Genomic DNA, 21,987 nt, shown 5'->3' on the forward strand with positions numbered 1-21,987 from the left:
GGTGTTCCTGTTATCCGCTAACACCGCTCACACCCCTTGGAGGTCTCATGAAATTGATGCAAACCGTGTTCGCTGGCGTCGCTGGCGCGCTTTTCGTGATCACAGCGCAAGCCGCAGACATCACCGGCGCGGGCAGCACCTTCGCAGCACCGATCTACACGAAGTGGGCCGATGCGTATCAGAAGTCCGGCGGCGGCAAGGTCAACTATCAAGGTATCGGCTCGTCGGGCGGTATCAAGCAGATCGAAGCGAAGACGGTCGATTTCGCCGGCTCGGACGCGCCGCTGAAGGACGACGAACTCGCGAAGGCAGGTCTGTTCCAGTTCCCGACGGTGGTCGGCGGCGTGGTGCCGGTGGTCAACGTGCCGGGCGTGAAGGCGGGTGAACTGACGCTGTCGGGCGAAGTGCTCGGCGACATCTACCTGGGCAAGATCAAGAAGTGGAACGACCCGGCAATCGCCGCACTGAATTCGAAGGTCAAGCTGCCGGATACCGACATCGCCGTGGTTCGCCGCGCCGACGGTTCGGGCACCAGCTTCATCTGGACGAACTATCTGTCGAAGGTCAACGCCGACTGGAAGTCGAAGGTCGGTGAAGGCGCAACGGTCAACTGGCCGACGGGTACGGGCGGCAAGGGCAACGACGGCGTCGCAGCCTTCGTGCAACGTCTGCCGGGCGCAATCGGCTACGTGGAATGGGCGTACGCGAAGCAGAACCACATGACGTACACGTCGCTGAAGAACTCGACGGGCGCCGTGGTCGAGCCGAAGACGGAAACGTTCAAGGCAGCGGCAGCGGGCGCGGACTGGTCGAAGTCGTTCTACCAGATCCTCACGAACGAGCCGGGCAAGGACGCATGGCCGGTCGTCGGCGCAACCTTCGTGCTGCTGCACACGGCGCAGGACAAGCCGGCGCAAGGCACGGAAACGCTGAAGTTCTTCGACTGGGCATTCAAGAACGGCACGCAAGCTGCAAACGATCTGGACTACATCTCGTTGCCGGAATCGGTGACGGCGGAAATCCGCACGCAGTGGAAGTCGAAGGTGAAGGACGGTTCGGGCAAGGCAATCGCCGAGTAAGCTTGTCCGTACACCGCATCGCGTAACACATTGGCCGTCCTCGTGTGAGGACGGCCAATCGCATTACCCGCAGCAAAGCATTACGTAGGCATTGCTCAAGCATTACTCAGGCATTACCCCCGCATTCCCGCCGCGCGACACACGTCGTGCGGCAACTGGAAACAGGTCCATCAGGCTCTCATGTCCGATATCCAACTAGCGTCAGGCTCGAGCAGATCGACTCCGCCCGGCGGCACGTCGCAGCAGAAAGCGCCCAGCCGCGCCGGCGACGTCGTCTTCGGCGGTCTTGCGATCCTCGCCGCCATCATCACGTTGCTGCTGCTCGGCGGCATCATCGTTTCGCTGATCGTCGCGTCGTGGCCGTCGATCAAGCAATTCGGCTTCAGCTTCCTGTGGACCGCCGACTGGGATCCACCCAGCAAGCAATTCGGCGCGTTGGTGCCGATCTACGGCACGATCGCTACGTCGATCATTGCGCTCGTCATTGCGGTGCCTGTCAGCTTCGGCATCGCGCTTTTCCTGACCGAACTCGCGCCCGCGTGGCTGCGCCGGCCGCTCGGCATCGCGATCGAACTGCTGGCAGCGATTCCGTCGATCGTGTACGGCATGTGGGGTCTGCTGGTGTTCGCGCCGATCTTCGCGACGTATTTCGAAAAGCCGCTCGGCATCGTGCTCGGCGGCATTCCGGTTGTGGGCGCATTGTTCCAGGGCGCGCCGATCGGCATCGGTATCCTGTGTGCAGGCGTGATTCTCGCGATCATGATCATTCCGTACATCGCATCGGTGATGCGCGACGTATTCGAAGTCACGCCGGTTCTGCTGAAGGAATCCGCGTACGGCATCGGCTGCACGACGTGGGAGGTGATGTGGAAGATCGTGCTGCCCTTTACGAAGAGTGGCGTGATCGGCGGTGTGATGCTCGGCCTCGGCCGCGCGCTCGGCGAGACGATGGCGGTGACCTTCGTGATCGGCAATACCAATCTGCTCGATAACGTGTCGCTGTTTTCGCCGGGCAACAGCATTACGTCGGCACTCGCCAACGAATTCGCGGAAGCCGATCCGGGCCTGCATACGTCGGCGCTGATGGAGCTGGGTTTGATCCTGTTTGTGATTACCTTCATCGTGCTGGCGATTTCGAAGATCATGCTGCTTCGCCTCGAGAAAGGGGAGGGCGCGAAATGAACCAGTCCACACTGAATATGCCGGGCTCGAACGACGTCGCCGCACTCGAAGCGATGCGCGTGCGTCTGCAAGGGCGCCGTCGGCTGAAGAACGCGATCGCGCTGACGATGTCGCTCGCCGCGATGGCGTTCGGTCTGCTGTGGCTCGTGTGGATTCTCTATACGACGCTGCGTCTGGGCATCGGCGGTTTGTCGATCGAGTTGTTCACGCAATCGACGCCGCCGCCGAACACCGATGGCGGCGGTCTCGCCAATGCGATCGTGGGCAGTCTGATGATGGTTGGGCTTGCCACGTTCGTCGGCACGCCGATCGGCATTCTGGCGGGCGTCTATCTCGCCGAATACGGGCAGAAGGGCTGGCTCGCGAGCGTCACGCGCTTTATCAACGACATCCTGTTGTCGGCGCCGTCGATCGTCGTGGGTCTGTTCGTGTATGCGCTTGTGGTCGCAAAGATGGGTCACTTCAGCGGCTGGGCCGGCATCTTCGCGCTCGCGCTGCTGCAGATTCCGATCGTGATCCGCACTACCGAAAACATGCTGAAGCTGGTGCCTAACGCGCTGCGTGAAGCGGCGTTCGCACTCGGCACGCCGAAGTGGAAGATGGTGTTGTCGATCACGCTGAAGGCATCGATTGCGGGGATCATCACCGGCGTGCTGCTGGGCGTCGCGCGGATTGCCGGCGAAACCGCGCCGCTGCTGTTCACGGCGTTGTCGAATCAGTTCTTCTCGATGGACATGAACCAGCCGGTCGCGAACCTGCCGGTCACGATCTACAAGTTCGCGATGAGCCCGTTTGCGCAGTGGCAATCGCTCGCGTGGGCCGGCGTCTTCCTGATCACGCTCGCGGTGCTGGGATTGAACATCCTCGCGCGCACGATCTTTTCGAACAAGTAAGGGCGGAGTGTAATCCGATGAACATGGCAGAAACCCAAATCAATCCGATCGCGCGTTCCGCTGCGCCCGCTGGTTTCGAACCCGCGCCGAACGGCCAGGCGCATGCGCCTTCGCGTCCGAAGATCGAGATCAACGATCTGAACTTCTTCTACGGCAAGTATCACGCGCTGAAGAACATCAATCTGGCGATTCCCGAAGGCAAGGTGACCGCGTTCATCGGCCCGTCGGGTTGCGGCAAGTCCACGTTGCTGCGCACGCTCAACAAGATGTACGCGCTCTATCCGGAACAACGCGCGGAAGGCGAGATCCTGATGGACGGCGAAAATCTGCTGACGTCCAAGCGCGATATTTCGCTGCTGCGCGCGCGGATCGGCATGGTGTTCCAGAAGCCGACGCCGTTTCCGATGTCGATCTACGACAACATCGCGTTCGGCGTGAAGATGTTCGAAACGCTGCCGCGCTCGGAAATGGACGACCGCGTGGAATGGGCGCTGACCAAGGCCGCGCTGTGGAACGAAGTGAAGGACAAGCTGGGTCAGAGCGGCTATGGTTTGTCCGGCGGCCAGCAGCAACGTTTGTGTATCGCGCGCGGTATCGCGATCCGCCCGGAAGTGCTGCTGCTCGACGAACCGTGCTCCGCGCTCGACCCGATTTCCACCGGCCGTATCGAAGAACTGATCGCCGAACTGAAGAGCGACTACACGGTGGTGATCGTCACGCACAACATGCAACAGGCGGCTCGCTGTTCGGACTACACTGCCTACATGTACCTTGGTGAGCTGATCGAATTCGGCGACACGGAAAAGATCTTCATCAAGCCGGTCCGCAAGGAAACCGAAGACTACATCACCGGTCGCTTCGGCTGAGCCGACGAGCACAATAACGGAGTACGACATGTCCGACAAACACCTGTCCAGCCAGTTCGACGCCGATCTGAACCTCGTTTCCTCGAAGGTGCTCGAAATGGGCGGCCTCGTCGAATCGCAGATCGTCAATGCGATGCAGGCTCTGAACGAATTCGACCGCGACATCTGTGAACAGGTGATCGCCGCGGAAGATCGCCTGAACAAGATGGAAGTGGAAATCGACGAAGAATGCAGCAACATCATCGCGCGCCGTCAGCCGGCCGCGCGTGACCTGCGCCTTCTGATCGCGATTTCGAAAACCATTACGAATCTCGAACGCGCCGGCGACGAGGCCGAAAAGATCGCGAAGCGCACCAAGCGTCTGATGGAAGACGGCGCGTCGCGCACCATCAATATCGCCGAGATCAAATTGTCGGGTGAAATGGCGGTATCGATTTTACGCCGTGCGCTGGACGCATTCGCGCGTCTGGACACGGTTGCCGCCGCGCAGATCGTGCGCGACGACAAAGCGATCGACGAAGAATTCCGCGCGTTCGTGCGCAAGCTGATTTCGTACATGACCGAAGATCCGCGTTCGATTTCGGTGGGTCTCGATTTCCTGTTCATCGCGAAGGCGATCGAGCGGATCGGCGACCACGCGAAGAACATCGCCGAATTCATCATCTACATCGTCAAGGGTACGGACGTGCGCCACAAATCGCGCGACGCGCTCGAACGCGAAGCACTCAGTTAAGCCAGAGATAAGGAACAGAGGTGCCGATGCCCAGCAGCATTCTCGTCATTGAAGATGAGCCCGCCATTTCCGAACTTATTTCGGTCAATCTTCAGCACGCCGGTCACTGCCCGATTCGCGCGTACAACGCCGAGCAGGCGCAGAACCTGATCAGTGACGTGTTGCCCGATCTGGTCCTGCTCGACTGGATGTTGCCGGGCAAATCGGGCATCGCGTTCGCTCGCGATCTGCGCAACAACGAGCGCACGAAGCACATTCCGATCATCATGCTGACCGCGCGCGGCGATGAGCAGGACAAGGTGCTCGGCCTCGAAATCGGCGCGGACGATTACGTGACCAAGCCGTTCTCGCCGAAAGAACTGATGGCGCGGATCAAGGCGGTGTTGCGCCGCCGCGCGCCGCAGCTCACCGAAGACCTGGTGGCGATCAACGGTCTGAAGCTCGATCCGGCGACGCATCGTGTGGCCGCGCACGCCGAGGGCAGCGAGATCAAGCTCGATCTGGGTCCGACCGAATTCCGTCTGCTGCATTTCTTCATGACGCATCCGGAGCGCGTGCACAGCCGCACGCAATTGCTGGATCAGGTGTGGGGCGATCACGTGTTCGTCGAAGAACGTACGGTGGACGTGCACATCAAGCGGCTACGCGCGGCGCTGAAGCCGGCCGGGTGCGATGCTATGATTGAGACGGTACGCGGCAGCGGCTATCGGCTCGCCAAGAGCGCCTGACTGCCACCCGCAGTTGGCGCGGTTTTCTCTTCGATCGCTAGAACATGAACATCATCTGGGCGCGCTCCATCGTGTCCGTCGTGCTGCTGGCGGTTCTGTGCGTGGTGGTCGGCACGCTCGTGAACGTCAAGGCAGGGCTGATCCTCGCGATCTTCATGCTGCTCGCGCAAAGTATCTTCAGCACGTTTCACAAGCAGCGCTTGTGGCGTCTGCTCGACGCGCCGGTGTATGGCGAAGTGCCGAGTGCTCCCGGCATCTGGGGCGAAATCTATTACCGTCTGCATAAGCTCGCGAAGCGCTGGCATGCGCAGGTGCGTCAGGTCGAACAGCAACATTCGCGTTTCATTCAGGCGATCCAGGCATCGCCGAACGGCGTCGCGATGCTCGACGACCACGACCAGATCGAGTGGTGCAATGCGATCTCCGAAGTGCATTTCGGCCTCGACGCGAAGCGCGATCTGCGTCAGCACATCACGCATCTGGTACGTCAGCCGGACTTCGTCCGCTATCTGAATTCGCATAGTTACGAAGAAATGCTGATCATGCGCGGGATGGGCGACAAGCGCCAGAACGTGCTGTCTGTGCAGGTGTTTCCGTACGGCGAAAATCGCAAGCTGGTGTTGTCGCAAGACATCACCGAACTCGAGCGCACCGATGCGATGCGGCGCGATTTCGTCGCCAACGTGTCGCACGAATTGAAGACGCCGCTCACGGTACTGTCCGGATTTCTCGAGACGATGCGTGAGCTGCCGCTGAGCGAGGCCGAGCGCGCGCGCTACCTCGAACTGATGGAGCAGCAGGCGTCGCGCATGCGGCACATCGTCAACGATCTGCTGGTGCTTGCAAAGCTCGAGGGCGACAACAAGTCGCCGAGCGATCACATGATCGATATGCGCGCGGTGCTGCGTCATTTGCGCGACGATGCGCAAAGCCTGTCGAGCGACCATCACAGGATCGTGTTCGACGTCGACGAAGGGCTCACGGTCACCGGCGTCGAAACGGAAATACTCAGCGCGTTCGGCAATCTGGTGACCAATGCGATCCGCTATACGCCGGATGGCGGCGCGATTCGCGTGACCTGGCAGGGCCACGGCGGACACGCGGTGTTTTCGGTCACCGATAGCGGCCTGGGCATTCCGGCCGCGGACATTCCGCGACTGACCGAGCGGTTCTATCGTGTCGATCGCAGCCGTTCGCGCGATACGGGCGGCACGGGGCTGGGGCTCGCGATCGTCAAGCACGTGCTGCAACGGCACGAGGCGCAACTCGACGTGAAGAGTGAAGAGGGGCGTGGCAGCACGTTCACGGTGCGCTTCCCGGTGTTTCGTACCGCGCGGCGGCAACCGGCGCCGGCGTAAAAGTACAGGCCACAAAAAATAGCCCGCCGGAGGTGTGAACCCGGCGGGCTTTTTTCATGCTGCTTTGCTGGCTTGCGAAAGTGAGCGCCGCAAGCACCCGGCGCGTCACTCGACGCCCGTCAATGCATCACGGGCAGAACTTCGTCAGCAAACTCATCTGCGCATTGCGCGACGACTTACCCGGCCGGCGCCGGCGATAATGGCCGTCGCTTTGCATCAGCCACGCGGACTGATTGTCGCCGAGAAACGCCGACAGACCCTCGGCGATCACCCGCCGCTTCAGGCGCCGGTTATTGATCGGGAACGCCACTTCGACGCGCCGGAAGAAGTTGCGATCCATCCAGTCCGCACTCGACAGATAGACCTTCTCCTTGCCGCCGTCGTAGAAATAGAAGATGCGGTGATGTTCGAGAAAACGCCCGACGATCGAGCGCACCGTAATGTTCTCCGACAACCCCGGCACACCCGGTTGCAGCGAACACACGCCGCGCACGATCAGATCGATCTTCACGCCGGCCTGTGACGCTTCGTACAACTCGGCGATCACCGTCGGCTCGAGCAGCGCATTCATCTTCGCGACGATGCGCGCTTTTCTGCCGGCACGCGCGTTGTCGGCTTCGGCGCGAATCGCTTCGACAAGCCGCGGATGCAGCGTGAACGGCGATTGCCACAACTCGTGCAGCGTCAACTCGCCGCCGATACCCGTGAGTTGCTGGAACACGTGATGCACGTCTTCGCAGATCCGCTGATCGGCGGTCATCAGCGCGAAGTCGGTATAAAGACGCGCAGTGCGCGGATGATAGTTGCCGGTGCCGAGGTGCACGTAGCGCTTGAGCGTGGTCTTGCCGCCGCTCGACACGCGCCGCACGATCAGCATCATCTTCGCGTGGCACTTGTGGCCCACCACGCCGTACACGACGTGCGCGCCCACTGCTTCGAGCTGCGACGCCCAGTTGATGTTGGTTTCTTCGTCGAAGCGCGCGAGCAGCTCCACCACCACCGTGACTTCCTTGCCGTTGCGCGCGGCCTGCATCAGCGCGTCCATCAGCGGCGAGTCGGTGCCGGTGCGGTAGATGGTCTGCTTGATCGCGACCACGTTCGGATCTTTAGCCGCCTGCAACAGAAGTTCGAGTACCGGCTGGAAGCTTTCGTACGGATGATGCAGCAGCACGTCGCCCTGATCGATCACGTCAAACATGCTCGCGCTGTTGGCGATTTGCGACGGCGTGGCAGGAATGTGCGGGACGAACTTCAGATCGGGCCGGTCGACCATCTCCGGCAACTGCATCAGACGCACCAGATTGACGGGGCCGTTGGCGAAATAGCAATCTTTGGTGGTCAGACTGCTTTCGTCGAGCAGACGCCGCACGACGTGTGCAGGGGTGTCCGCCGACACTTCGAGGCGCACCGCATTGCCCAGATGGCGCGCGGGCAATTCGCCCTGCAACGCGACGCGCAGGTTGGTGATTTCGTCTTCGTCGACGAACAGTTCGCTATTGCGTGTAATCCGGAACTGGTTGCAACTGCGCACGACGAGATTCGGAAACAGCTCGCCGACAAAGCGTTGCAACAGCGAACTCAGCAGCACGAAACCATGCGGATAGCCGGACAGTTCCTGCGGCATGCGCACGAGCCGCGGCAATGCGCGCGGCGCCTGCACAATGCCCATCATCGCCTGACGGCCGAACGCGTCTTTACCTTCGAGCTCGACGACGAAGTTCAGGCTCTTGTTGAGCACGCGCGGAAACGGATGCGCGGGATCGAGCCCGATCGGCGTGAGCACCGGCAGCAGTTCGTCGAAGAAATAGTTGCGCGCCCATTCGGTCTGCGCTTCGTTCCACGCTTCGGTGCCGTGAAAATAGATGCCTTCGCCTTCGAGCGCGGTGAGCACCGTGTCGTGCAGCATCGTGTACTGGCGATGCACGAGCTTCTGCGCGCGCTCGACCACGAGGTCGTACACATGCTGCAGCGACATCCCGTCGGGCGACAATGCGCCGGGGTTGTCGCGCATCTGCTCCTGCAATCCGGCCATGCGGACTTCGAAGAATTCGTCGAGGTTGCTACTGGTGATGCAGATGAAGCGCAGACGTTCGAGCAAAGGGACGGCGGGGTCGGCAGCTTGTGCCAACACACGCTCGTTGAAACCCAGAATGCCCAGCTCGCGATTCAATAAGGGGTAGCGGATGGACATCGGCAGCGAGAATGGAATGTCAGGAAGAGAGGCGGAAAGACGCTCGGAAATTCTCACAGTATGATGACGTTGTTATGACATTCGGGCGTTTAATTCTACGCTGTATCGGTCGCGTGTCGTCAATATGACGCAGTGTGTATGGGATCATGCCGAACCCCCATTGCTGCGAGGTGACATCGTGAGGCCCGCTACGCTTAGAATGGCGTCTTTGAACCACGCGGCCGGCCACAAGGCGTCGAAACCCCACTCGGCGTCTTCCGCATCCACCGCGGCCGCGCTCGCGCGTATGGAGTTTGCTTACTCGATGGTCAATACGCCACAACTCCTCGCCGCTGTCGATCTCGGCTCGAACAGCTTCCGGCTGATTGTCGGAAGGGTCGAGGAAACCGACGCGGGCAGCCAGATCTACCAGGTCGACGCATTGCGTGAGCCCGTGCGGCTCGCGGCGGGTCTGTCACGCGACAAAATGCTCGACCGCGCCTCGCAGGTACGCGGTTGGGACGCGCTGAAGCGCTTCGGCGAACGGCTGCGCGATTTTCATCCTGACCACGTTCGCGCGGTCGCCACCAATACATTACGCATCGCCAAGAACGCCGGCGAGTTTCTCGGCGAGGCGCAAGCCGCGCTCGGTTTTCCAATCGAAGTGATCGCCGGGCGCGAAGAAGCGCGGCTCATTTACGCGGGCGCCGCGCACTCGGTGCCGGCCAGCGCGGGCAAGCGGCTCGTGGTGGATATCGGCGGCGGGTCGACGGAATTCATCATTGGCTCGCACTACACGCCGATCAAGATGGAAAGCCTGTATATCGGCTGCGTGAGCCATAGCCGCGCATTCTTTCCGGCCGGCAACGTCGACGAATACACGATGCGTCAGGCCGAGCTCGCAGCGAGTCGCGAAATCCAGATCATTTCGGCCGACTATAAAAAGACCGGCTGGGAGCAGGCAATCGGCTCGTCGGGCACCGCGCGCGCGCTTGCCGAACTGGTCGAAGCGAACGGTTTCAACGATCCCGGCATCACGCACGGTATTTCGCGCGGCGGCCTCGAGCGGCTCAAGCGCGCATTGATCAAGGCGGAGAACGTCAATCGTCTGAAGCTCGTCGCGTTGAAAGGCGATCGTATTCCGGTGCTCGCCGGCGGTCTGTCGATCATGATCGCGGTGTTCGACGAACTCGGCGTCGATTATGTCGATACGACGGACGGCGCGTTGCGTCTGGGCGTGCTGTACGACCTGCTGGGCCGTTCGCAGCACGAAGACATGCGCACGGTCACGGTGGAAGGCTTCATGCGCCGCTATGGCGTGGATCGCGCGCAGGCGGGTCGCATCGGCGAACTGGCGGTGAGTTTTTACAACCAGTTCGCGGAAGCCGACGACGAACGTCGCGTGGAAAACCGGATGTTCCTCGGTTGGGCCGCGGCGTTGCACGAGATCGGTTTGTCGATTTCGCATAGCGCTTATCACAAGCATTCGGCGTACATCGCAAGCAACGCCGACATGCCGGGTTTTTCGCGCACCGATCAGGCGCGCCTCGCCGCGCTTGTGCTCGGCCATGCGGGCAAGCTCGGCAAGCTGTCGCAAACACGCGAAGTGGAGTGGCCGCTGCTGTTCTGTCTGCGGCTTGCTGCGTTGTTGTGCCGTCGGCGTGCGGATGTCGGTTTGCCGGGTATTGCGGTCGCGCAGGTCAACGGCGGTTATGAAGTGCGTCTGCCCAATGACTGGGTCGCGAACAATCCGCTCACCGACTACAGCCTGATTCAGGAAGCGGCCGAGTGGGAGAAGGTCGGGATTCCGTATCGCGTGGTTTATACGGACTAGTAACGCGTTTCATCGCGCGTATTGCACTGTATGCACGCGCTGAAAACACAAAGCCCGGCGGATGCAATTCACATCCGCCGGGCTTTTTTCATGGGCATTGTTTGCATCACGCGATGCGCGCGTTGCGCTCGACGCGTTCGCTGCGCGATGACACGCGTGGTTCGCTTAACGCGGCAACGCATCACCTAAAAAATGCCGCGCGTAACGCGCATTGATATCCGACAGGCGGAACAGCGTCAGAAAGTCAGCGGTATTGAAGTCAGGATCCCATGCCGGCGCGCCGCAAATCTTCGCGCCGAGACGCAGATAACCCTTCACGAGCGGCGGTGGCGTGACGTCGGCACCGGTCTGCAATTCGTCGACCGGCAACGGCGTATGCGGGAACGCGCGATATTCCGGCGCGGTCAGCGAACTGTCGCGCAGCGCGCAATACAGGTTCGCCGCGAAGTGGCCGCCGTCGACCATCGCAACGCTCGCGCAGCCGAGCATCGTTTCGTAGCTGTTGTGCTTCATGTAGGCGGCGAGCCCCGCCCACAGCGACATGATCACCGAGCCGCTGCGGTAGTCCGGATGCACGCACGAGCGGCCCACTTCGACCATCTTCGCGCGCAGGTGCGTGAGGCGCGACACGTCGAATTCGCTTTCCGCATACAGACGGCCGAGGCGGGCGGCCTGATGCGGCGGCAATACGCGATACGTGCCGACCACCTTCAGCGTGTCGAGATCGCGCACCAGCAGATGATCGCAATAGGAGTCGAACGCATCGACGTCGAGCCCGACAGGACCGGTGAGCCGTGCGCCCATTTCATCGGCGAATACGCGGTAGCGCAGACGCTGTGCTTCGCGCAGTTCTTCGTCGGTGCGAGCCCACGTAACCTGCAGCCGATGCTGGGCGGTGACCGTCTCCTCGGCGCGCGGCAGACGCCGCGTTTCGAAGAAGAGCGAAGCGAGGGGCAGGGTGGGCGTCGGCAGTTCTCGCATTGGGGGTCCTGGTCGAAAAAAGGAAGATTTCTTTTTTCGCCAATGTAGTAACGCCTGGTGACGCTCGCATGGCAATGCCGTGACGATTGGATGACTGGACGTAAGCTCGGCGCTCGTGGCTTGTAATCTTGTAGCAGGCTGGCGGAAACACGTTGTTTTCACGCGAATCGGCGCGCGTGAATGGAGCGGCCGCGCGGGCTCGCGGCCCGGTGGGCTCAGCTCAAGTTCAGCTCAACCTCGGCTCAACTTCAATACATCTCAGACCAGTTCGGGGCTGATCGCCGCGCGCAGCACGGCCTGGTCGTCGCCGTCGCGTTCGCGGCTGGCGATCCACCAGACGCCCGCTTTCTTCAAAGGCCAACTGGCGTTGCTATCGCCGAGCAGGCGTGCGGCCACGTGACCGAGCGTGGGTTGGTGGCCGACGATCACCACGGTCTGCGCGATACCTTTCGGCCAGCCGGCGGCTTCCAGCACAGCGGCGACGCTCGCGTTCGGCGCCAGTTCGCGCACCACGCGGTACTGGTCGCTCAAGGTCTCGGCAGTCTGGATCGTGCGTACGGCCGGGCTGGCGAGTACGAGGGCGTCGTCGGGCAGGCGGGTACGCAGCCATTTGGCGACGGTTTGCGCCTGCTTGCGGCCGCGCGTGGTGAGCGCGCGAGCCAGATCGGTGGCGGCGATGTCTTCGGCTTCGGCGTGACGCCAGAGGATCAGATCCATGTGTGTCTCCTTGACTCTGGTTGTGCGGTCCCCGGGTGACGCCGGGTGGAGAAAGACTAGCAGCCGGTGTGTGACAAACACAGAACAGGCCGCGGAAAAAGAACGGCGGAGAGTCGAACCGAAAAGGTCGGACCAGAAAAAGGTCGAACCAAAAAAGTCGGACCAGAAAGCAAAAACCCGCGAAGCCGAAGGCTACGCGGGTTTCGTATTGCTTTTCGTGGTCGGAGCGAAAGGATTCGAACCTTCGACCCTCTGATCCCAAATCAGATGCGCTACCAGGCTGCGCTACGCTCCGACGAATCCGAGATTCTACGTGGCATTGGGTGCCAGAGTCAATCACGAATTGCGAAGAAGTGAAACAGGCCGTGGAATCGAGAACGCCGCGCGTCTAGATCCGTCCCATCAGCAACAAAACGATCACGATGATCAGCACGACACCGACAAGCCCGGTCGGCCGGTAACCCCAGCCGCTGCTGTACGGCCAGCTCGGCAACGCGCCGATCAGCAGCAGGATGAGCACGATAAGCAGAATGGTTCCGATGGTCATGTGAGTTCTCCCTGTCGGGCCCTCGGACACAGCCGGGCCGCGTAGTACGGTTGGTCCGGCACCTGCATGCCGGGACGATTCAGGACGCGCAAGCGCGCATCCGCCTGCTGCGTTTGAAACAGCAAGCGGTGTGCCCGGAGGTGACGAGTCAGGGGAAGAAAGTCGGCGCGTCGCTCAGTGCTTTCGATGCAGCCAGCGCGGCCGGTGTTGTTGAGCGAGCCAGTGATGCAGCATGCCTTCGCCGTCGTGTTCGCGCCGATAGGTTCTCGATTCGAAAATCGACAACGCGAGCAGCACGAGCAGACCGATTGCGAGTCCGGCCAGACCCGCGATGGTTTCAGTGTCCATGGCAGTCTCCTTCCATGAGATGCAGCCGTGTCTTCATGGTAGGTCACGTGTCATGAAATGCGAGCGCGACAATTGCGTCGCAGGCCTTGGTGGAATGCGCTTTGCGGGTAGACTCTCGGCGCTTCCTCGTTGGCTGTTTCCCGGTCAGTTAATTTATCCGTTTCGAGAGTCTATGAACCGCATCCTGTTGATCGCATTGCTGGCTGCCGCCGGCTTTAGCAGCCTCTCCGGCTGTGTCAACGATCCCTCCGGCCACAAAGGCGGACCGCCGCCGAAAGATCCCGCCGACTATCACGGCGTGCCCACCGACGACCGTCCGCCCGCGATGGTCCCGGCGCCGGTGTCGCAGTAAGCGGATCAGGCCGCTTAACGTGCCGCTTGACATGCGTTTGCTTCAGCCTGCAACGGCAACCGCAGCCGGCACGCTGTGCGCCACGCGAGGCAGAAAGCGCGCGAGCGTGAGGCCGCGCGCGGCCATGAAGATCAGCATCGCGGCCCACAAGCCGTGGTTGCCGTACAGCGTCAGCAGCGCCCACGACGCCGCGACGAACACCGCGAACGATACGACCATCGACGTCATCAATTCCCGCGTGCGCGTCGCGCCGATGAACACGCCGTCGAGCAGAAAGCCCCACACCGAAATCACCGGCGAGAGCGCAGCCCACGGCAAATAGGTTTCGGCGGCGGCGCGCACCGCGGCCTGGTCGGTCAGGCATTCGACGATCCACGTGCCCGCGCCCCAGTACACGAGTGTGAAGCCGAGCGCGCCGAACCCGGACCACAGGGCGCTCACCTTGACGGCCTGTACGAACGCATGGCGCTCGCGCGCCCCGATCGCCGCACCGACCAGCGCTTCGGCCGCGTGCGCGAAGCCGTCGAGTCCATAGGCCATGAACGTCTGCAAGTTGAGCAGCAGCGCGTTGGCGGCGAGCGTCGCGTCGCCCTGACGGGCGCCGAGATGCGCGAACCAGCCGAACGATGCCAGCAGGCACAGCGTGCGCACGAAAATATCGCGGTTCAACACCACCAGACGCTTGAGTGCGGCGGCGTCGAATAACGCCGCGCGGTTCAGCGCGGGCAAGCCACGCGGCCAGTTGCGCCACAGCAGCACGACGCCGAGCACGAAGCCGAGCGCATCCGCCGTGGCGGTGGCAGCGCCGATTCCCGCGACGCCCCAATCGAATCCGTACACGTACAGCAGCACCGCCACAATATTCACGCTATTGATCAACACCTGCGACAGCAACGCGAGCCGCACCCGTTGCGTACCCAGTAGCCAGCCGAGCACCACGTAGTTGCCGAGCGCAAGCGGCGCGGCCCAGATGCGCGCGCGGCAATAGATCTGCGCGTGCCGCTGTACTGCGTCGCTGCCGCCGAGCGCGTGGAGCGTGTAGTCGATCAACGGGGTTTGCAGCAGCAGGACCGCTGCGCCGATCGCGGCGGCGAGCAGCAGCGCGCGCACGACGGTGTCGCGCAGGCCGGCCTGATCGCCGGCGCCATGCGCTTGCGCGGCGAGCCCCGTGGTGCCCATGCGCAAAAAGCCGAAGCCCCAGAACACGAAGTTGAAGAACAGGCCGCCGAGCGCGACGCCGCCAAGGTAGGACGCGTTCTCGAGATGCCCGGCGACCGCGGTGTCGACCGCGCCGAGAATCGGTTGTGTCAGATTCGCGAGGACGATCGGAAAAGCCAGCGTCAGCACGCGCCGGTGCCAGCGCACCGGCACGGCGGCCGCGGTGTCACTCAATTGCGTTCCTGCACGCAGACCCAGGGCGAGACCACGACGGCCCATAGATCGGGGTCGCGCGCGGCGAAGTCGGCGGCGGTTTCCGCCTGCACGCGTTCGACGAGCCCGGCGGATAGCCATTGCGTGACCTGCGTGGTGTCGTCGCTCGCAATGGCCTCTGCGACGCTGACCAGATCGAGGTCGCGCACGACGCGCAGCAGCATGCCGCGGGCGAAAAAGCGTTCGAGTTCGGGCCAGCCGATTTTGGCGGTTTCCGCGAGCAGCTTCGCGTAGAGCGGGCTGTGGGTGGCGTCGTTGGAAGTCATTGTAAGGGGGGCTCTGACGGGGCCGTTACTATAAACCATCGCCGCGCACTGCCATCGCAGCACACGTTCCGGTACGCTTTGGGTTTCCCGGAAACGATTCTGAACCTTCATGTCACTGGATTCAACGGCGCCGGGCGCGGGCACGCAAGCTCACGCCGTCGCCGATATCACGCTGGGGCGCGCCGACGTCGAGCGCCTGATCGCCGCGAGTCACGCCGCCGGCAATGAGCCGCTCCGTTTCGCCGATTGCGATTTCGAGAGCGCCGATCTGTCGCGGCTCGATCTGCGCGGCGTCGAGTTTCATCGCTGCACGCTCGTCGAGACGTCGTTTTTCGGCGCGTCGCTGTCGCACACGCGCTGGGTGCGTTGCCGTGCGCGCGAGGCGGATTTTGCATCGGCCGATCTGGTCGACGCGGCCTTCCAGTCGAGCGATCTGAACAACACCAGCTGGCGGCGCGCAAAGCTTGCGTCGGCGTCGTTTCGCGGCTGCAAGCTGACCGGCGCGAATTTCGAAGCGTGTACCGCGCTCGGTTTGAGCTTCGCCGAGACTTTGCTGGTGGGCGCGTATTTGCGCGGGCTGTCGTTTCGCAAGGCGACGCTGCACCAGCTCGACTTTTCCGACGCCGATCTGGCGGGCGTCGATTTCCGTGAAGCGACGTTCGACGGCTGCAGTCTGAAGGACGCGCATCTGAAGGGCGCGCGTTTCGACGGTGCGGACTTGCGCGAGGCCGATCTGAGCGGCGTGCGGCTGGTCGATGCGGCGCTCTTCAAGGGGGCGACGATTTCGCATCAGCAGGCGGCGGTGCTCGTGACCGAATTGGGATTGCGGGTAATGTGAGTGCGAGTTTTCAATTCAGTTGAATTAGCCGCGCGCGCGTTTTGCGCTACGGTGACGGCGGCAATCGTTATCATCGGATGCAATCAATTGCGTCAGCGTATTTATGCGGCGCTATTTGTCGTGGGATTTAAAATGGGCTTTTATATTCGCTAACCGCGAATATAATGTGAGCAGAGCGGTGCGTTGTTTGCCCGGTCGATTTAATTAAAATGCCGGAATAGTGCGTTGGCGCACAAAAGGAAAGCCGCCGGAAGCAACGTCGGAGAGCGTTGTGCGCATTAGCAAAAATCGGCCATGCGCCTTTCCTCAGGCGTATTGCGGGTCATTTGGCGTGCGCCTGATTTTATGCGGCTCTGCGCCTGGTTTGCCGGATTCTAATCGGCGCATTTTATGGCGTATTGCGTCGTAACGCATGCCGTATTTAAAGCCGTATTTGCGCGGGTTTATATTCACGTAATGCGGACTCCGTGCGCCGCATCACATTGCGTGCGAAATTAATAGATTGCACTTGAATAACGGGGTTGTTAGATTCCGTTCTGGCGCATGGTGAACCGGTCCTTTGCCGATATGCGCCGAACCCCCGTTAGCCCGGCCTCGAGCCGGGCTTTTTTTATCCGCCGCATTACGCGAATTACGTCGGTTGAATTAACGTGCGGCTTTTACGCGATGCCGCGCGCGGCCGTTCGGCCTTTACTGTTTGCAGCGAACCACCATCGAGCGGTTCTTCACGTTCGCGCCGAAAATGCCGGCGACCGTGCCGCCCGACGTGGCGCCGTTATCGACGTCTTTCGACACGACGTCGTAGCCGTAGTTGCCGCACACCTGGCCGGCCTGCTTGTAGCACTCGGCCCAGCTGGAGCTCGCATCGCTGCCGCTGCAGTTGATCGCAAAGCCGGTATCTCCGCTCGGCAGATACGTCATGGTGGTGGTGCTCGAGCAGCCGCCGAGGCTGCCGAGCGTCAGCAGGCCGAGGCCGATCGCCGCGGCCATGGCCGCCGACGCAAATGCGCTCTTCATTGCAGGTTCCTTACAGATGACAGGGCGACGTGGCGTGCGGCCACGTCGGTGTCGGATTGAGCGTTTTATAGCACGCCGGGTTCCCCGGGGCGTGATTGCAGGCTGCGTGCCTGACATGCCGCCGCAGCCCTGGGCGACCGATCGGATCGACCGCCTAGCGGGGCGGCAGCGAGCGCGACGGGTCGATCGAGCGGCCCTGATAGCGCAATTCGAAGTGCAGCATCACGCGGTCGGTGTCGGTGTCGCCCATCTCGGCGATCTTCTCGCCGCGCGTGACCGTCTGGCCTTCCTTCACGAGCAGCACGCGGTTGTGCGCATAGGCGGTCAGATACTCGGCATTGTGCTTCAGAATCAGCAGGTTGCCATAACCGCGCAAGCCATTGCCCGCGTACACGACGGTGCCGGGCGCCGCGGCGATCACCGGCGTGCCGGCCGCCGCGGAAATGTCGATGCCCTTCGAATTGTTGCCGTCGAAACGCCGGATCACCGTGCCGTCGGCCGGCCACACGAGCGAAATCGCCGATGCCGGCGCGGCGGACGGCGCGCTATCGGCGGACGCAGAGGTGGGCGGTGCGGCACGTGGCGAGCTTGACGCACTGCCGCCGCCGTTTCCGCCGCTGCGCACGGCGCCGCTCGTCGAGCTCGAGCCGCCCGGCGGCACGACGCGCAGCACCTGGCCGACCTCGATACTGTCCGGGTTGGTCAGATTGTTCCAGCGGACGATGCTCTGCACCGACTGCCTGTTGCTGCGCGCGATTTTCGACAGCGTATCGCCGCGTTCGACGCGATAAAACCCCGGACCCACCGGCGCCGACCCGCAGGCGACGAGCACCGCGAGCAGCGACGCGCAAACGAGCCGCTTCATCATTCTTGTTGTGTCAGGCATTGGACCTCGCAAAGCGCTGCCGCGCGCCGATCCCGATCACGTGGCAGGTGGATACAAAAGCGTCCGATTCTAACGGTTTTGCGCTGCAGCACCCGAAAAACGGGTGCGCAGGCGGTGAAGTTGCGGCAAAACAGGACGGGAATTTCGCTGCCGGTGTAGGACCGGCGCGAGATGCGGCGACCGCAAAGGACGGCCGTGAACCGTCTTCAGCGCAGCTTGCTAACGCCGATCCGCAGCGTGGCTGCCTCGGTATCGCCCGGCGCCAGCCAGCGCAGGCCACGGCCGTTGTGGATCGCGTCCGGCAGACCCAGCCACGGTTCGATGCAGTAGAAGTCCGACTCCGGCTTTTCGGTCCACGTGGTCACCGAATACCAGGGCAGCGAGCCGGGCCGCTGCAGATCGATCGTGATGACCCGGTTCAGGCCCGGCGCGATCAGACGCACGGGCTGGTCCGGCTCGCCTTTCAGCACATGGAAGCGGTCGAGGATGCGCGTTTCGTCGAGCGTGTAGCGTGCGTCGCCCGGTTCCAGCGCGCTGATCGAGCCGTCCTCCTGCTGATAGCACCGCTCGGTGGGCGGCAGTTCCAGCGAGGTTGCGGCGCGCTGCGCGTGCGGCAGCGTGAAGTAGAAGTGGTGGCCGGCGTAGTAGGGCAATGGGGCGTCGCCGGTATTCGTTGTGGTCAGCGTGACCTCGAGCGTATGCGTGTCGACGAGGCTATAGGCCGCCTCGAAGCGGAAGCCGAACGGGTAGCCGCCGCGCGTTGCCTCGCTATCGGTCAGCACCATGCGCAAGCCGGCGCCGTGGACGTCGGCGTGGGCTTCAAACGGCAGGTCGCGCGCGAAGCCGTGCATCGGCAGTTCGCGCACCGTGCCTTCGGCGTCGCGCCAATAGCCGATTTTGCCGTCGACGCGATGCCGGCCGAGAAACGGAAACAGCAGCGGATTGCCGCCGCGAATTCGCGCGGGCTGGCTCCAGTCCGGATTCTCCGGCCAATGGACGACTTCTTCGCCGTCGACGATCCACGACAGAAGACGGCCGCCGGCTTGCGGCGCGAAGCGGAGCACGGAGGCGTCCTGGGCGATCTCGAGAATGTCCTGTTGCGGTGAGAGGGGCATGGTCGCTGGCGGGTTGATGACGGTGGATGAACAGGTTCAATGGTGCCGGGCCGCGTGGGCAAGTGCGGCGCGGCGCCACGCGAGACGACGATTTTGCGCCGCTTTGCGCTACGGGGAAACCCTTCTGGGGAAATTGCGGGTGTCGCGTGGGCGCCGTCCTTGCCGATAATGAACCGACGGCCCGTTCTATTCGACGTTCGGGCGAGACGGCTCAGGAGGCGGGATGGATCTGGCAATGGCAATGGGTGTCGCGCTGTTCGGCATGTTCGCGGCGAGCACGGTCTACTTTTTCTACAAGCTGGAGCGCTGAACGCGGCTTCCGGCTGTGCTGTCGGGCGGCGAGCCTGCTGTCGAGGCAGGGGCCGAGAGACCGACGCCTCGCGTGTAATCAGGCGCGAAGAATTCTGCATCACCCTGCGGGCTGCCCACACGGCGGCCCGAGTCTTTTCTGCGGCGTAACAACGGTTTCCAGTTGTGACGCGCTGCATCATTATTTGCCCGAATGTGGGCCAAACGCTTGGCGCTGCGAGTGCAGCCAGGCATAATCGGTGCGCCTCTGACGCGCCGTTTCCCCGTTGTGCGGCGCGCTGCTCCCCGACATTTTCCTTACATAGAGGGCCGCCGCGTGAACCTGTCGTTCCTGATTTTCCTGAGTGTGCTGCAAGGCGTCACCGAGTTGTTTCCGGTGAGCAGTCTCGGCCACACGTTGCTCGTGCCTGCCGTGTTCGGTATGCATATCGACAAACATGCGCCGCAATTGCTGCCTTTCCTCGTCGCGTTGCATCTCGGGACAGCGCTCGCGCTGCTGTGGTACTTCCGCAAGCGCTGGTGCGCTCTCGTGCGCGGCTTCTTCGCATCGTTCGGCGGCCGTCGCAACGACGACGCGCACATGATGTGGGCGTTGATCATCGGCACGATTCCGGCGGGTCTCGTCGGGCTGATTCTCGAGAAGAAGCTCGAACTGCTGTTTCACGACCTGCGCATCGTCGCGATCGCGCTGATCGTCAACGGCGTGCTGCTGTGGTTCGGCGATAGGCTGCAGCGTTCACGTGCGCATCCGGCGCCGGAGAAGTTGACTTTCCGCCAGGCGTTTTTCGTCGGCCTCGCGCAGATCGGCGCGCTGATTCCGGGCTTCTCGCGCAGCGGTCTGACGATGATCGCCGGCAACGCCGCCGGTCTCACCACCGAAAAGGCCGCCGAGTTCTCGTTCCTGCTCGGCACACCGATCATCTTCGCGGCCGGCATTCTCGAATTGCCGAAGCTGTTCCACGCACCGGGCCAGCTCGCCGACGCGTTGCTCGGCGGCGTGCTGACCGCGATTGCCGCGTATCTGAGCGTGCGCTTCTTGATGCGTTATTTCGAAGGCCGCGGACGTCTTGCGTCGTTCGGTCTGTATTGCGTGATTGCCGGGATCTTTTTCCTCGGCTGGTTCATCACGCATCCGCAGCCGGTCTGAGCAACGGCGATCGGTTATAATCCGGGCCCGGTTCAATGGGCCGGAATTCCCGTCCACCGCGTGGTCGGTTAGAATTTCGATATCCCACGAAACCTGCGGCGTGAAGGAATCCAAGCGGGCCTCAAGCGCTCCAAGGTTTCTCAGCGCCCGAGAGCGGGTTCTCGTTGTGGGCGATGCACGTTGCGAATGGTTGTTACGTCGTTGCATCGCCTCACGTCAATACGGCAGTAGCTCAGCTGGATAGAGCATCGGCCTTCTAAGCCGAGGGTGGGGGGTTCGAGTCCCTCCTGCCGTACCAACAAAATCAGAAGAGCATGGTGGGTAACACCATCGCGCCGCTTGTGATCGCGACGCGGGAACGAAGCTCCGCGACGATCCGCACCTAGCGCTTCATCACCGCCGCAATATCGAACACCGCGCGGACCCCGAACCCGAGCTTTTCGTACACGCCGGCTGCGCCTGTGTTCCCCTCTCTCACGTGAAGAAACGCAGTGTCGCCGCGCTCAAGAATGTGCTCCGTGATAGCCGCGCTCAGTACCTGCGCGTAGCGCTTGCCGCGGTGCTCAGGGTGGGTGCAAACACCGCTCACCTCGGTTGCGCCATCGAGCCGCATGCGCTCGCCAGCCATTGCGACGAGCGCGTTGTCGTCGTCGAAGATACCCAGATACCGGCCTAGCGTGACCGTTCGCATTTCCATCGGACCGGGCTGTGCCAACGCAGCGAGTTCGACCATCGCAGGACTATCGGCAAGCGTGAGTACGCGCATCGAAGGCAAAGAGGCCGTGCGAGCGGTTGCTTTATACGTCGCCTTGGTGCATGTCATCTGCGCGAAGGTATGGCGCCAGTCGACGGTCCATTCTTCGGGCGGCGCGTTCTTCGCAATGGCGAATAGGCCGATCAGCGCACCCGAGCCCACCACCTCGGCCAGAGCGCGCCAGCAAGTCGGATCGGCGGAATCCGCGACGGCGGCAATCGGTGAAATGGACGGTTCGAATCGGCGAGCCAATTCGTTGCCCGAGCTGACCGGGCGCTGCAATGTAGTGAGCGCGTTCCACGCCGGGTTGTCGAGAGGATGCACTGAGCGAAGCTCCTTGTAAGTTTGACGGCGATGCAGTCTCATCATGAACACCGCACGGCCGGCAATATTCGCCGGACGGTCAAAAAATAAGCGAAATGGCATCTGCGCGTGG

The 21,987-nt window shown here is 62.4% G+C and carries 22 protein-coding genes and 2 tRNA genes; 12 read left to right on the forward strand and 12 right to left on the reverse strand.

The window, feature by feature from the left end; translation table 11 throughout:
- Positions 1-47 precede the first annotated feature (47 nt).
- The 7 genes from pstS (at position 48) to phoR (ending at position 6,839) form a co-directional block, all read left to right on the forward strand.
- Positions 48-1,079, forward strand: a complete 1,032-nt coding sequence (pstS, locus tag PQQ51_RS07545; RefSeq protein WP_408496149.1) for a phosphate ABC transporter substrate-binding protein PstS — start codon at positions 48-50, stop codon at positions 1,077-1,079.
- A 180-nt stretch (positions 1,080-1,259) separates the two neighbouring features.
- Positions 1,260-2,261, forward strand: a complete 1,002-nt coding sequence (pstC, locus tag PQQ51_RS07550; protein WP_408496150.1) for a phosphate ABC transporter permease PstC — start codon at positions 1,260-1,262, stop codon at positions 2,259-2,261.
- Positions 2,258-3,154 (forward strand): phosphate ABC transporter permease PstA, encoded by an 897-nt coding sequence (gene pstA, locus PQQ51_RS07555; protein ID WP_408496151.1) that lies wholly within the window; start codon positions 2,258-2,260, stop codon positions 3,152-3,154. The genes pstC and pstA overlap by 4 nt, the downstream gene beginning before the upstream one ends.
- 17 nt (positions 3,155-3,171) lie before the next feature.
- Positions 3,172-4,020 carry a phosphate ABC transporter ATP-binding protein PstB gene (gene pstB, locus PQQ51_RS07560; protein ID WP_408496152.1) on the forward strand — a complete coding sequence of 283 codons (849 nt, stop codon included), beginning with the start codon at positions 3,172-3,174 and terminating at the stop codon, positions 4,018-4,020.
- A gap of 28 nt (positions 4,021-4,048) precedes the next feature.
- On the forward strand, positions 4,049-4,753 hold the full coding sequence (gene phoU / locus PQQ51_RS07565) for a phosphate signaling complex protein PhoU (protein WP_408496153.1): 705 nt from the start codon (positions 4,049-4,051) through the stop codon (positions 4,751-4,753).
- Between the two features lie 26 nt (positions 4,754-4,779).
- Positions 4,780-5,481, forward strand: coding sequence for a phosphate regulon transcriptional regulator PhoB (phoB, locus tag PQQ51_RS07570; RefSeq protein ID WP_028199153.1), 702 nt, complete (start codon positions 4,780-4,782; stop codon positions 5,479-5,481).
- A gap of 44 nt (positions 5,482-5,525) precedes the next feature.
- Positions 5,526-6,839 (forward strand): phosphate regulon sensor histidine kinase PhoR, encoded by a 1,314-nt coding sequence (phoR, locus tag PQQ51_RS07575; protein WP_408496154.1) that lies wholly within the window; start codon positions 5,526-5,528, stop codon positions 6,837-6,839.
- A 127-nt stretch (positions 6,840-6,966) separates the two neighbouring features.
- On the opposite strand, the gene ppk1 is transcribed toward phoR, so the two are convergent.
- The gene (gene ppk1, locus PQQ51_RS07580) at positions 6,967-9,030 is read right to left on the reverse strand and encodes a polyphosphate kinase 1 (protein WP_408496155.1); all 2,064 of its coding nucleotides are present in this window, start codon (positions 9,028-9,030) and stop codon (positions 6,967-6,969) included.
- Positions 9,031-9,229: 199 nt separating this feature from the next.
- Here ppk1 and ppx point away from each other — a divergent pair, with 199 nt between their 5' ends.
- Entirely contained in the window at positions 9,230-10,843 is a 1,614-nt protein-coding gene (gene ppx / locus PQQ51_RS07585) for an exopolyphosphatase (protein ID WP_408496156.1), read from the forward strand.
- Between the two features lie 165 nt (positions 10,844-11,008).
- Here the strand turns inward: ppx and PQQ51_RS07590 are convergent, their stop codons facing one another.
- The 5 genes from PQQ51_RS07590 to PQQ51_RS07610 form a co-directional block, all read right to left on the reverse strand.
- A complete protein-coding gene (locus PQQ51_RS07590; RefSeq protein WP_408496157.1) occupies positions 11,009-11,824 on the reverse strand; it encodes a GNAT family N-acetyltransferase in 816 nt (271 codons plus the stop codon).
- A gap of 258 nt (positions 11,825-12,082) precedes the next feature.
- Positions 12,083-12,541, reverse strand: coding sequence for a phosphohistidine phosphatase SixA (gene sixA / locus PQQ51_RS07595; RefSeq protein WP_408496158.1), 459 nt, complete (start codon positions 12,539-12,541; stop codon positions 12,083-12,085).
- Positions 12,542-12,759: 218 nt separating this feature from the next.
- A tRNA-Pro gene (locus tag PQQ51_RS07600) sits at positions 12,760-12,836 on the reverse strand.
- A 93-nt stretch (positions 12,837-12,929) separates the two neighbouring features.
- Entirely contained in the window at positions 12,930-13,088 is a 159-nt protein-coding gene (locus PQQ51_RS07605) for a DUF3309 family protein (protein WP_091792618.1), read from the reverse strand.
- 174 nt (positions 13,089-13,262) lie between these two features.
- Positions 13,263-13,436, reverse strand: a complete 174-nt coding sequence (locus PQQ51_RS07610; protein ID WP_408496159.1) for a hypothetical protein — start codon at positions 13,434-13,436, stop codon at positions 13,263-13,265.
- Between the two features lie 172 nt (positions 13,437-13,608).
- On the opposite strand from PQQ51_RS07610, the gene PQQ51_RS07615 reads away from it, so the two are divergent.
- On the forward strand, positions 13,609-13,788 hold the full coding sequence (locus tag PQQ51_RS07615; RefSeq protein ID WP_408496160.1) for a hypothetical protein: 180 nt from the start codon (positions 13,609-13,611) through the stop codon (positions 13,786-13,788).
- A gap of 42 nt (positions 13,789-13,830) precedes the next feature.
- Here the strand turns inward: PQQ51_RS07615 and PQQ51_RS07620 are convergent, their stop codons facing one another.
- Positions 13,831-15,225 (reverse strand): MATE family efflux transporter, encoded by a 1,395-nt coding sequence (locus PQQ51_RS07620; protein WP_408496161.1) that lies wholly within the window; start codon positions 15,223-15,225, stop codon positions 13,831-13,833.
- Positions 15,177-15,485 carry a DUF2288 domain-containing protein gene (locus PQQ51_RS07625; protein WP_091792620.1) on the reverse strand — a complete coding sequence of 103 codons (309 nt, stop codon included), beginning with the start codon at positions 15,483-15,485 and terminating at the stop codon, positions 15,177-15,179. Before PQQ51_RS07625 ends, PQQ51_RS07620 begins: the two co-directional genes overlap by 49 nt.
- Before the next feature lie 109 nt (positions 15,486-15,594).
- On the opposite strand from PQQ51_RS07625, the gene PQQ51_RS07630 reads away from it, so the two are divergent.
- Positions 15,595-16,323 carry a pentapeptide repeat-containing protein gene (locus PQQ51_RS07630; RefSeq protein ID WP_408496162.1) on the forward strand — a complete coding sequence of 243 codons (729 nt, stop codon included), beginning with the start codon at positions 15,595-15,597 and terminating at the stop codon, positions 16,321-16,323.
- 690 nt (positions 16,324-17,013) lie between these two features.
- Here the strand turns inward: PQQ51_RS07630 and PQQ51_RS07635 are convergent.
- The 3 genes from PQQ51_RS07635 to PQQ51_RS07645 all read right to left on the reverse strand — a co-directional run bounded on the left by PQQ51_RS07635 (position 17,014) and on the right by PQQ51_RS07645 (position 19,341).
- The gene (locus PQQ51_RS07635; protein WP_408496163.1) at positions 17,014-17,340 is read right to left on the reverse strand and encodes a hypothetical protein; all 327 of its coding nucleotides are present in this window, start codon (positions 17,338-17,340) and stop codon (positions 17,014-17,016) included.
- A 154-nt stretch (positions 17,341-17,494) separates the two neighbouring features.
- Positions 17,495-18,226 carry a peptidoglycan DD-metalloendopeptidase family protein gene (locus PQQ51_RS07640; protein ID WP_408496164.1) on the reverse strand — a complete coding sequence of 244 codons (732 nt, stop codon included), beginning with the start codon at positions 18,224-18,226 and terminating at the stop codon, positions 17,495-17,497.
- Positions 18,227-18,432: 206 nt separating this feature from the next.
- Positions 18,433-19,341 (reverse strand): aldose epimerase family protein, encoded by a 909-nt coding sequence (locus PQQ51_RS07645; RefSeq protein ID WP_408496165.1) that lies wholly within the window; start codon positions 19,339-19,341, stop codon positions 18,433-18,435.
- A 625-nt stretch (positions 19,342-19,966) separates the two neighbouring features.
- On the opposite strand from PQQ51_RS07645, the gene PQQ51_RS07650 reads away from it, so the two are divergent.
- Together PQQ51_RS07650 and PQQ51_RS07655 are read left to right on the forward strand one after the other, a co-directional pair.
- Positions 19,967-20,797 (forward strand): undecaprenyl-diphosphate phosphatase, encoded by an 831-nt coding sequence (locus tag PQQ51_RS07650; RefSeq protein WP_408496166.1) that lies wholly within the window; start codon positions 19,967-19,969, stop codon positions 20,795-20,797.
- A gap of 221 nt (positions 20,798-21,018) precedes the next feature.
- Positions 21,019-21,095 (forward strand) — tRNA-Arg (locus PQQ51_RS07655).
- A gap of 84 nt (positions 21,096-21,179) precedes the next feature.
- On the opposite strand, the gene PQQ51_RS07660 is transcribed toward PQQ51_RS07655, so the two are convergent.
- The gene (locus PQQ51_RS07660; RefSeq protein WP_408496167.1) at positions 21,180-21,875 is read right to left on the reverse strand and encodes a GNAT family N-acetyltransferase; all 696 of its coding nucleotides are present in this window, start codon (positions 21,873-21,875) and stop codon (positions 21,180-21,182) included.
- Between the last annotated feature and the right edge of the window lie 112 nt (positions 21,876-21,987).

Origin of the sequence: Paraburkholderia xenovorans (assembly GCF_046030735.1) — a bacterium.
Classification (GTDB): Bacteria; Pseudomonadota; Gammaproteobacteria; order Burkholderiales; family Burkholderiaceae; genus Paraburkholderia; species Paraburkholderia xenovorans_A.

Bases quoted from the DNA above. Each gene is read 5' to 3' on its own strand.
- pstS (WP_408496149.1), top strand. From the start codon at position 48: ATGAAATTGATGCAAACCGTGTTCGCTGGCGTCGCTGGCGCGCTTTTC.
- pstC (WP_408496150.1), top strand. From the start codon at position 1,260: ATGTCCGATATCCAACTAGCGTCAGGCTCGAGCAGATCGACTCCGCCC.
- pstA (WP_408496151.1), top strand. From the start codon at position 2,258: ATGAACCAGTCCACACTGAATATGCCGGGCTCGAACGACGTCGCCGCA.
- pstB (WP_408496152.1), top strand. From the start codon at position 3,172: ATGAACATGGCAGAAACCCAAATCAATCCGATCGCGCGTTCCGCTGCG.
- phoU (WP_408496153.1), top strand. From the start codon at position 4,049: ATGTCCGACAAACACCTGTCCAGCCAGTTCGACGCCGATCTGAACCTC.
- phoB (WP_028199153.1), top strand. From the start codon at position 4,780: ATGCCCAGCAGCATTCTCGTCATTGAAGATGAGCCCGCCATTTCCGAA.
- phoR (WP_408496154.1), top strand. From the start codon at position 5,526: ATGAACATCATCTGGGCGCGCTCCATCGTGTCCGTCGTGCTGCTGGCG.
- ppk1 (WP_408496155.1), bottom strand. From the start codon at position 9,030: ATGTCCATCCGCTACCCCTTATTGAATCGCGAGCTGGGCATTCTGGGT.
- ppx (WP_408496156.1), top strand. From the start codon at position 9,230: ATGGCGTCTTTGAACCACGCGGCCGGCCACAAGGCGTCGAAACCCCAC.
- PQQ51_RS07590 (WP_408496157.1), bottom strand. From the start codon at position 11,824: ATGCGAGAACTGCCGACGCCCACCCTGCCCCTCGCTTCGCTCTTCTTC.
- sixA (WP_408496158.1), bottom strand. From the start codon at position 12,541: ATGGATCTGATCCTCTGGCGTCACGCCGAAGCCGAAGACATCGCCGCC.
- PQQ51_RS07605 (WP_091792618.1), bottom strand. From the start codon at position 13,088: ATGACCATCGGAACCATTCTGCTTATCGTGCTCATCCTGCTGCTGATC.
- PQQ51_RS07610 (WP_408496159.1), bottom strand. From the start codon at position 13,436: ATGGACACTGAAACCATCGCGGGTCTGGCCGGACTCGCAATCGGTCTG.
- PQQ51_RS07615 (WP_408496160.1), top strand. From the start codon at position 13,609: ATGAACCGCATCCTGTTGATCGCATTGCTGGCTGCCGCCGGCTTTAGC.
- PQQ51_RS07620 (WP_408496161.1), bottom strand. From the start codon at position 15,225: ATGGGCCGTCGTGGTCTCGCCCTGGGTCTGCGTGCAGGAACGCAATTG.
- PQQ51_RS07625 (WP_091792620.1), bottom strand. From the start codon at position 15,485: ATGACTTCCAACGACGCCACCCACAGCCCGCTCTACGCGAAGCTGCTC.
- PQQ51_RS07630 (WP_408496162.1), top strand. From the start codon at position 15,595: ATGTCACTGGATTCAACGGCGCCGGGCGCGGGCACGCAAGCTCACGCC.
- PQQ51_RS07635 (WP_408496163.1), bottom strand. From the start codon at position 17,340: ATGAAGAGCGCATTTGCGTCGGCGGCCATGGCCGCGGCGATCGGCCTC.
- PQQ51_RS07640 (WP_408496164.1), bottom strand. From the start codon at position 18,226: ATGCCTGACACAACAAGAATGATGAAGCGGCTCGTTTGCGCGTCGCTG.
- PQQ51_RS07645 (WP_408496165.1), bottom strand. From the start codon at position 19,341: ATGCCCCTCTCACCGCAACAGGACATTCTCGAGATCGCCCAGGACGCC.